This window comes from Halorubrum sp. Ea8 (genome assembly GCF_002252925.1).
Classification (GTDB): domain Archaea; phylum Halobacteriota; class Halobacteria; order Halobacteriales; family Haloferacaceae; genus Halorubrum.
Genome location: NZ_NHPF01000066.1, coordinates 1 through 7,889, shown reverse-complemented (window position 1 = coordinate 7,889; position 7,889 = coordinate 1). Strand labels below are relative to the sequence as shown.

10 protein-coding genes are annotated in these 7,889 nt (G+C 70.9%); 2 read left to right on the top strand and 8 right to left on the bottom strand.

Annotation, left to right across the window (positions count from 1 at the left end; genetic code table 11):
- Positions 1-101 precede the first annotated feature (101 nt).
- Entirely contained in the window at positions 102-1,031 is a 930-nt protein-coding gene (locus DJ74_RS05575; protein ID WP_094526623.1) for a 1,4-dihydroxy-2-naphthoate polyprenyltransferase, read from the bottom strand.
- Positions 1,032-1,137: 106 nt separating this feature from the next.
- On the opposite strand from DJ74_RS05575, the gene DJ74_RS05570 reads away from it, so the two are divergent.
- Together DJ74_RS05570 and DJ74_RS05565 are read left to right on the top strand one after the other, a co-directional pair.
- Complete coding sequence (locus DJ74_RS05570; protein ID WP_094524015.1) at positions 1,138-1,680, top strand: carboxymuconolactone decarboxylase family protein; 543 nt, start codon at positions 1,138-1,140, stop codon at positions 1,678-1,680.
- A gap of 73 nt (positions 1,681-1,753) precedes the next feature.
- Positions 1,754-2,077: a hypothetical protein gene (locus DJ74_RS05565; protein WP_254922144.1), complete on the top strand. Its 324-nt coding sequence runs from the start codon at positions 1,754-1,756 to the stop codon at positions 2,075-2,077.
- Positions 2,078-2,543: 466 nt separating this feature from the next.
- Here DJ74_RS05565 and DJ74_RS05560 read toward each other — a convergent pair whose 3' ends face one another.
- From DJ74_RS05560 to ribH, 7 genes are all read right to left on the bottom strand, one after another.
- A complete protein-coding gene (locus DJ74_RS05560) occupies positions 2,544-3,050 on the bottom strand; it encodes a DUF5797 family protein (RefSeq protein WP_094526622.1) in 507 nt (168 codons plus the stop codon).
- 96 nt (positions 3,051-3,146) lie between these two features.
- Positions 3,147-3,890: a hypothetical protein gene (locus DJ74_RS05555; protein WP_094526621.1), complete on the bottom strand. Its 744-nt coding sequence runs from the start codon at positions 3,888-3,890 to the stop codon at positions 3,147-3,149.
- A 90-nt stretch (positions 3,891-3,980) separates the two neighbouring features.
- Complete coding sequence (gene gatA, locus DJ74_RS05550) at positions 3,981-5,288, bottom strand: Asp-tRNA(Asn)/Glu-tRNA(Gln) amidotransferase subunit GatA (RefSeq protein ID WP_094526620.1); 1,308 nt, start codon at positions 5,286-5,288, stop codon at positions 3,981-3,983.
- Positions 5,289-5,591 (bottom strand): Asp-tRNA(Asn)/Glu-tRNA(Gln) amidotransferase subunit GatC, encoded by a 303-nt coding sequence (gene gatC, locus DJ74_RS05545; RefSeq protein ID WP_094524011.1) that lies wholly within the window; start codon positions 5,589-5,591, stop codon positions 5,289-5,291.
- An 85-nt stretch (positions 5,592-5,676) separates the two neighbouring features.
- Positions 5,677-6,189, bottom strand: a complete 513-nt coding sequence (locus DJ74_RS05540) for a universal stress protein (protein WP_094526619.1) — start codon at positions 6,187-6,189, stop codon at positions 5,677-5,679.
- Positions 6,190-6,367: 178 nt separating this feature from the next.
- Entirely contained in the window at positions 6,368-7,522 is a 1,155-nt protein-coding gene (locus DJ74_RS05535; RefSeq protein WP_094524009.1) for a pyridoxal phosphate-dependent aminotransferase, read from the bottom strand.
- Positions 7,523-7,556: 34 nt separating this feature from the next.
- Positions 7,557-7,889: 6,7-dimethyl-8-ribityllumazine synthase (ribH, locus tag DJ74_RS05530; RefSeq protein WP_094526618.1), on the bottom strand; the 333-nt coding region annotated here is incomplete at its 5' end.

Genomic DNA, 7,889 nt, shown 5'->3' with positions numbered 1-7,889 from the left:
ACGCGGTCGCGTTCGCGGTCGGCCTCGCGCTCCGTGATGGCGCCGCGGGCGGTGCCGAGCGGGCTCGTCAGGTCGAGCGAGAAGGGGCGGAGCCGCATCGGTCAGAGCGCGAGGCCGACCGCGAACGCGACCGCGTAGGCCGCGAGGAGCTTTCCGGTCGACTCCAGCGCCGGGTTGAGCGCGTCGCCCGAGGTCTCGGTCAGGACGGTGCGCGCGACGGCGGCCGCGAGCGGGAGCGTGACGAGCGGGAGCAGCACCGCGGGGCCGTCCCCGCGGGCGAGGAACCAGAAGGGGGTGAGGTAGGCGAGCGCGAGCAGCCCGACGTACTGGACGCGCGAGAACCGGTAGCCGAACCGGACCGCGAGGGTGCGCTTGCCGGTCGCCGCGTCCTCCTCCAGGTCGCGGACGTTGTTGACGACGAGGATGTTCGTCGAGAGCGCGGCGATCGGGAGGCTGGCGACGACGGCGGCGAGGGTGACCGTACCCTGGGGAATCCACAGCGGGAACGCCTCGCCGACGAGCGCGGCGGCCTGCACGTAGTAGGTGCCCGTGACGGCGATCACGCCGAAGAAGACGAAGACGAAGAGGTCGCCGAGGCCGTGGTAGCCGAGGGGGTACGGGCCGCCGGTGTAGGCGATCCCGGCGGCGACGGACGCCAGTCCGATCACGAGGATCGGGACGCCGCCGACGGCGACGAGGTAGGTGCCGACGAGGATCGCGGCCGCGAACGTCAGCCACATCGCCCGCTTCACTTCGGCCGGTTCGATGAGGCCGCTGGCGACGACGCGGGTGAACCCCTCGCGGTCGTCCGTGTCGGCCCCCTGGATGGCGTCGTAGTAGTCGTTCGCGAAGTTGGTGCCGACCTGGATCAGCGCCGCGCCGACGAACGCCGCGAGCGCCGGGAGCGGGGCGAACGCGCCCGTTCGGAGGGCGAGCCCGACGCCGACGATCACGGGCGCCGCCGCCGCGGGCAGCGTCTGCGGCCGCGCGGCGATCACCCACGCCCGCCGCCGCGACACCTCGGTACTCATTGGCAGCGATACGCGCGTGGCGTCCCTTAACCTTGCCATCCCGGATCGATCCGGCGGGGTCGTCCGGGACACCCACAGCTATGCCGGTCGGCGGCGAGGCCCCGGCATGGCCCGCGTACCATACGTCGACGCGTCGGACGTGCCCGAGGAGTACGAGGAGCTGCTGGAGTCGTCGCTCCAGGGGAAACCGCTCCACGTCTATCGGTCGCTCGGCAACAACCCGGAGGTGCTCGCCGGACTGCGCTCGTTCCTCGGCTCGCTGTGGACCGACAGCGGCCTCTCGGACCGGGACCGCGAGCTCGTCATCCTCGCCGCCGCGAGCGAGACGCGCAACCGCTACGAGTGGCACCAGCACGTCAACATCGCCCGCGGCGTCGGGATCGGCGACGACGTCATCGCCGGGATCGGAACCGACGACCTGACCGACCTCGACGCCGACGAGACGACGCTGGTCGAGTACGCGGTCGCGGTCGTCCGCCGCGAGGTCGACGCGATCGCCCACGGCGAGGTCGCCGCCGCGTACGACGACGAGACCGTGGTCGGCATCGCCGCGCTCGCGCAGGGGTACGCCGGGCTCGGCGGGATGATCGAGGCGTTCGACCTCGAACTGGAGCCGGGCGACGAGTTCCACGGCTGGGACCCGCGGTAGGCGGCGCCGCGCGGTGCCGAGCCCCGGTCCCGACGACCGACAGATACGACAGGGACCGGCCCCTACCGGTGGTATGAGCGACACGACGGCCGACGGGGAGGCCGGAGCGGAGTCGACCGAGGGCGAGTCCAGCGAGGCCGAAGCGAACGGGATCGCGGCGCGCTACGAGGAGACCGACGGCGAGCGGCTGCTCACGTTCTCCGCCGACGGCGCCGAGGCGACCGTCGCGCAGAACGTCGACGGCTACGCGATGCTGAAGGTTCGCCCGGGGCCGAACGGCGACGAGCTGGAGCGGTACTACGGGTTCGACATGGCGCTGGACCACGCCGCGGAGCTGCTCGGCGTCGCCGTCAACGACCTGCCGGTCCCCGACGCCGCCGCCGACATGGGGATGTGACGCGGGGGAGTCTCGATAGCGCGTTCAGTAATTGGTTATAAACGGTATGCGGCGGCGCGCTCCGGTGAGCGCCCCACCGGGCGCGAACCGAGCGCGAGGGAGGCGGCGGGCCGGCGCGGCTCCGCCCGCGCCGGGCCGGCCGCCGAGGCTGGGGAGGCGTGAGGTGCGGTCGCTGTGCGGGTGGACTCAAAGGGGCAGCCGCGAGGAGCACGCAGGCGACGCAAGTACCGCAAGGAGCGAACGAAGTGAGTGACTGAGGAACGCAGCGAGCGTGCGTGCTCCTCGCGGCCGGGGCTTTAGAGGTAGTCACCGGCTATCCGGAATTAATCACTTATAAGCGAGCGGCTGGGGCTTCGGAAGCGTTCTCAGCCGACCACGGGTTGGATATTTATAAGCCGGCGACCGAGGCGACCCGATTTATCCCTCCCTCGACTATCTCCGCTCCGACGACTACCTTTTAAATCAATTATTCGCTCACTTCGACCGTGACCTCGTCGCGCTCGACGGCGAGCTTGAACGTCGGCACGGTCCGGTAGACGACCTCGACGACGTTCTTCCGTTCGAGCGTTCGGAGCGCGCGCCGCACCTCGTCGACCTCCGGGTCGACGTCGAACGCCTCCCGAACCGCGTTGAGCACGCTGACGACCGACTGCGAGCGCTCGTCGGGATCGGCCACCACCTCGAACACCTGCACCACAAGCTCCGGGACGCGGATCGTCTCCGGCGCGCCGCCCCTCGCGACCGCGTCCGCCTCGATCCCGGGCTCGACGTCGACGAGGTCGTTCGCCTCGGCGGTCGATCGGATCAGGCTGTCGTCGTCGCGGTAGTAGTACTCCTCGAGGTGGTTCTGCAGGTACTGGTGCACCTCGCTGCCGCTGTCGAGCTCCCACGCGTCCTGCAGCTCGCCGTTCTTCGTCGGCTGGAGCCGGACGATGTCGGCGAGCCGGCTCCGCTCCTCGTCGGTCAGCGCCATACAGTCACCTTCACCGGGGCAGGTATGGACGTTCCGGATCGCAGTCCGGGACGGGGAGCGGGGTCAGTCGACTCGTTCAGGAGGCCGTGAATTCGGTCAGGAGGCCGTCGACTCGCCGTCGGACGCGTCCGCGTCCCCGTCGGCGGCTTCGTCCGTGACCTCGTCCGCGGTCTCGTCAGCGTTCCATCGGTCTTCGGCCCAGTGCGTGTGCGAATCGGTCGGGTCGCCCTCGGACGTCGCGGCCTCGGACCCGGCGGCGTCGGCGTCGCCAGCGCTCCTCTCAGACGCGTCCGCGCCGGCGTCCCCGACCGCGCCGGGCGATTCCGGTCCCGTCACGCGGTCGGCGACGAGCTCGGAGAGCGGGTCGACGGTCACCGTCAGCCGCGCCACGGCGAAGACGAGCGGGACGAACGACGCGATCAGGAACGCGGCGTCGTACGCCCACGCGAACCCGTCGATCAGCGGGACGATCGCGCCGGCGAGTCCGCGGTGCGCGACCAGCACGGCGGCGAGCACGACGAGCCAGTAGGCCATCGCGCCGCCGTTCTCGGCGATGTGTTCGACGCGCTCCGCGGCGTCGGTCCGGTGGAGGGCGGCGCGCGTCAGCGAGGCGACTTTCGGCGCGGCGTACGCGAGGAGGGCGACGACCGCGACCGTCACCACGGCGCTGGCGACCGCGGCGAACGTGACCGGCGTCAGCGGAACGAGTCGACCGACGCCCGGGAGCAGCGTGAACAGGGACAGCACGCCCACCAGCGCGAGCGCCGCGATGGCGATCCGAGAGGCCGAGCGAACGGCGTCGCGATCGAACGCGTCCGTCGTCGATTCGGTTTCGGTCATGATGCGCTCGGGAGGAGGGGCGGGAGGCACATAACCGGGCGAGACGCTCAACGCGGTTTTACGCGAGTTAAGAGTCGCAGTCGGAGTCCGCTATTCGGCGGCTTCGACCGCGCTCGCGGCGCGTATCACCGTCTCCTCGTCGAACTTCTGGCCGACGATCTGGAGGCCGACCGGGAGCCCGTCGGCCTCGCCGGCCGGCACCGAGACCGCCGGGAGGTTCGCGAGGTTGACCGGCGTCGTGTTCGCGTCCGCGAGGTACATCCGCAGCGGGTCGTCGAGGCTCTCGCCGAGCTCGAAGGGGAGCACCGGCATCGTCGGCGACGCGATCACGTCGACGTCGTCGAACGCCGCCTCGAAGTCCTGCCGGACCCACGCGCGAGCGTCCTGCGCCTTCTCGTAGTACTTGTCGTGGTAGCCCGCCGAGAGCGCGTACGTGCCGAGGAGGATCCGGCGTTTGACCTCCGCGCCGAACCCCTCCTCGCGCGTCTCCGCGAACGACTCGTTCCAGTTGCCGTCCGACTCGGCGCGGTTCCCGTACCGCACGCCGTCGAAGCGCGCGAGGTTCGAGGACGCCTCCGCCATCGCGATCACGTAGTACGCCTGCACCGCGTGCTCGACCGACGGCAGCGAGATCTCGGTCGTCTCCGCCCCCCGGGCTTCGAGGTCCGCGATCGCGGCCTCGACCGTCTCGACGACGCGCTCGTCGGCGCCCTCGAACAGCTCCGTCGGGATCCCGACCGTGAGCCCGTCGACGTCGCCGTCGGCGGCCGCGGCGTAGCTCGCGTCCGGGTCGGCGCCCTCGACGTCGGCGAGGTCGCGGGTCGTGCCGTCGTTCGGGTCCGGCCCGGCGATGACGTCGAGCGCGGCGGCCGCCTCTTCGACCGTGCCCGCGATCGGGCCGATCTGTTCGAGGGAGTTCGCGTACGCGACGAGGCCGTACCGCGAGACGAGCCCGTACGTCGGCTTGATCCCGACGACGCCGCAGAACGCCGCCGGACAGCGCACGGACCCGCCGGTGTCGGAGCCGAGCGCGAGGTCGGCCTCGCCCGCGGCGACCGCCGCCGCCGACCCGCCAGAGGAACCGCCGGGGACGCGCTCCGGGTCCGCGGGGTTCCGCGTGGGGCCGAACGCCGACGTCTCCGTCGTCGTCCCCATCCCGAACTCGTCCATGTTCGCCTTCCCGACGACCGTCGCGCCGGCGGCCGTCAGCCGGTCGACGACGGTCGCGGAGTACGGCGGGACGTAGTCGGCGAGCATCTCGGAGCCGCAGGTCGTTCGGACCCCCTCGGTGGAGATGTTGTCCTTGACCGCGACGGTCGCGTCCGCGAGCGGCCCCTCGGCGTCGGCGTCGCCCTCGATCGTCGCCTCGGTGATGAAGGCGTTGTAGTCCGCCGCCATCTACGACACCTTCGGGCCGACGAAGTAGCCGTCCTCGGTCTCTTCGGCGTTCGACAGCGCCTCCTCTTGGGAGAGCCCCGTCTCGACCTCGTCGGGGCGCATCACGTTGACGAGCTCCTCCTCGCGCTCGGTCTCGGGGACCTCGTCGAGGGCCTCGAAGTAGTCGAGGATGTCGCCGAACTGGGCGGCGAACGCCTCGACTTCCTCGTCGGCGAGGCGAACCCGGGCCAGCTCCGCGACGTGGCGGACCTCCTCGGCGTCGACGGCGGCCGCGTCATCCGTCGACTCGGACGTATCGCTCATACGTCGAGGTGTCCCGGACCGGGAGTAAGGGTTTCGGAACGTCGCATCGGCGACGTTCGACTCGGCGAAGCCGGGACCCGCGCGGTCACTCGCCCTCGTCGGCCCGGACGGTCACCACCGGCTGGTCCGCCATCCGTACCACCTTCTCCGCGACGCTGCCGAGCAGGTAGCGCTCGACGCCGGTCCGACCGTGGGTCCCCATCACCACGAGGTCGACGTCGTTCTCGTCGGCGTACCGCAGGATCGCCGAGTGGGGAGTCCCCATCTCGACGGCGGTCCGCAGGTCGATCCCGTCGAGGGAGTCGGACGGGCCCTCCATGAGCTCTTTCGCGTGGGCCGCGAGCTCGTCTTCGATCTCGTCGGTATCGGCTTCGCCCTCGTGTCTGCCGATGTACCCCTCGTCCGGCGAGCGACCGCTCATCGCCTGGCTCTCCTCCTCTTGGAACGCCCCGCTCAGGCCCAGCCCGCCCTCGCGGGTGTCGACGACGTGCAACACGTGCACGGTCGCGTCGAACGCAGACGCGATCTCTCGGACGTGCGCTGCCGCCGCCTCCGAACCGGCGCTCCCGTCAGTCGGGTACAGTATGTTGTCGTACATCTTACCACCGAGTTGAAACTTCGGGGAGCAGTGGTAAAAACGCACCGCAGATTCGCGCTATCGGCCGATCCGCCCTCCCACGCGCTGAACGCCGGGAGCAGATCCGCTTTCACGTGCGGTGAACACCGGGAGCCGCACCGCGAAATCGGCCGGCGGACGGGCCGGGAGTCGCCCGCGTTTACAACAGGTCGTTCGAGACGAGCCGATCGACCGCCTCGCGCAGGCGCTCCTCGCTGGCGGCGTAAGAGATCCGCGCGTGTCCGGGGGCGTTGAACGCGCTGCCCGGCACGCACGCGACCGACGCCTCCTCGATGGCGGCCTCGCACCACGCCTGGTCGTCGTCGTCGACGGGGAGCATCATGTAGAAGGCGCCGTCGCCGACGTCCACGTCGACCCCGTGCTCGTCGAACAGGTCGACGAGGAGGTCGCGGCGGTCGGCGAACGCCCGCCGCATCTCCTCGACGGACTCGTCGGCGTTCTCCAGCGCCTCGACGCCGGCACGCTGGACGAAGTTCGTCGCGCAGGAGACGGAGTGGGAGTGGAGCTTGCCGGCCTGCCCGACGAACTCCTCGGTCGCGTGGAGGTAGCCCAGCCGCCAGCCGGTCATCGAGAACGCCTTCGAGAAGCCGTTGATCGTTATCGTGCGGTCGGCCATCCCGTCGAGGCTCGCCAGCGAGACGTGCTCGGCGTCGTAGATGATGCGCTCGTAGATCTCGTCGGAGATCACGGCGATGTCGTGTTCGACGGCCAGGTCCCGGACGCCCTCCAGGGCGGCCTCGGAGAAGACCGCGCCCGTGGGGTTCGACGGGGAGTTGACGACGAGCAGCTCGGTGTCGTCGGAGACCGCCTCGGCGAGGTCGTCGAGCGCGGGTTCGAGCTGGAAGCCGTGGGAAGCGAGGTCGACGCGGGAGAGGTCGCCGCCGGCGAGCTTCGCCATCGCCTCGTAGGAGACCCACGCGGGGTCCAGCAGGACGACCTCGTCGCCGTCGTCGATCAGGGTCTGGAACGTCTCGTACAGCGCCTGCTTGCCGCCGGGCGTGACGATCACCTCGTCGGCGTCGGCGTCGATGCCGGTGCCGCGGAGCTTCGCCGCGATCGCCTCCCGGAGCTCCGGGATCCCGTTCGAGGAGGTGTAGCCCGTGTGGCCGGCGTCGAGGGCGTCCTTGCCGGCCTCGACGACGTTCGCGGGGGTGTCGAAGTCGGGCTCGCCGACCGAGAGGTCGACGATGTCGGCCCCTTCGGCCTCCTTTTCAGCCGCCAGGTTCGATATCGCCAGCGTCGCGCTGGGCTCTACGCGTCCGATCCGGTCCGAGAAGTCGTATGCTTCGCTCATTGTCGTGTGTTCCGTCGGGGGTCGTCTCCGGCGCTCATTCGAGCTCCGTCGCGAGGTCGATCGCGGCCTCGGCCGCCTCCGCGCCCTTATCGATGCGCTCGCGCGCCTCCGCGCCGGACATCCCCGGGCCGCTCACGCCGAACGTGACGGGGGTGTCGCGGTCGAGGCTCACTCGCGTGAGCTGCTCGGCGGTCGCGCTCGCGATGACGTGGTCGTGGTCGGTGTCGCCGGTGACGATGGCGCCGATAACCGCCACGGCGTCGACGTCGTCCCGGCGCGCGAGCCGGTCGACGGCCAGCGGGCTGTCGTACGCGCCCGGCACGCTCAGTTCGTCGACGACGACGGCGTCGCGGTCGGCGGCCGCCTC

Coding starts and splice junctions, on each gene's coding strand:
- DJ74_RS05575 (WP_094526623.1), bottom strand. CDS start 1,031: ATGAGTACCGAGGTGTCGCGGCGGCGGGCGTGGGTGATCGCCGCGCGG.
- DJ74_RS05570 (WP_094524015.1), top strand. CDS start 1,138: ATGGCCCGCGTACCATACGTCGACGCGTCGGACGTGCCCGAGGAGTAC.
- DJ74_RS05565 (WP_254922144.1), top strand. CDS start 1,754: ATGAGCGACACGACGGCCGACGGGGAGGCCGGAGCGGAGTCGACCGAG.
- DJ74_RS05560 (WP_094526622.1), bottom strand. CDS start 3,050: ATGGCGCTGACCGACGAGGAGCGGAGCCGGCTCGCCGACATCGTCCGG.
- DJ74_RS05555 (WP_094526621.1), bottom strand. CDS start 3,890: ATGACCGAAACCGAATCGACGACGGACGCGTTCGATCGCGACGCCGTT.
- gatA (WP_094526620.1), bottom strand. CDS start 5,288: ATGGCGGCGGACTACAACGCCTTCATCACCGAGGCGACGATCGAGGGC.
- gatC (WP_094524011.1), bottom strand. CDS start 5,591: ATGAGCGATACGTCCGAGTCGACGGATGACGCGGCCGCCGTCGACGCC.
- DJ74_RS05540 (WP_094526619.1), bottom strand. CDS start 6,189: ATGTACGACAACATACTGTACCCGACTGACGGGAGCGCCGGTTCGGAG.
- DJ74_RS05535 (WP_094524009.1), bottom strand. CDS start 7,522: ATGAGCGAAGCATACGACTTCTCGGACCGGATCGGACGCGTAGAGCCC.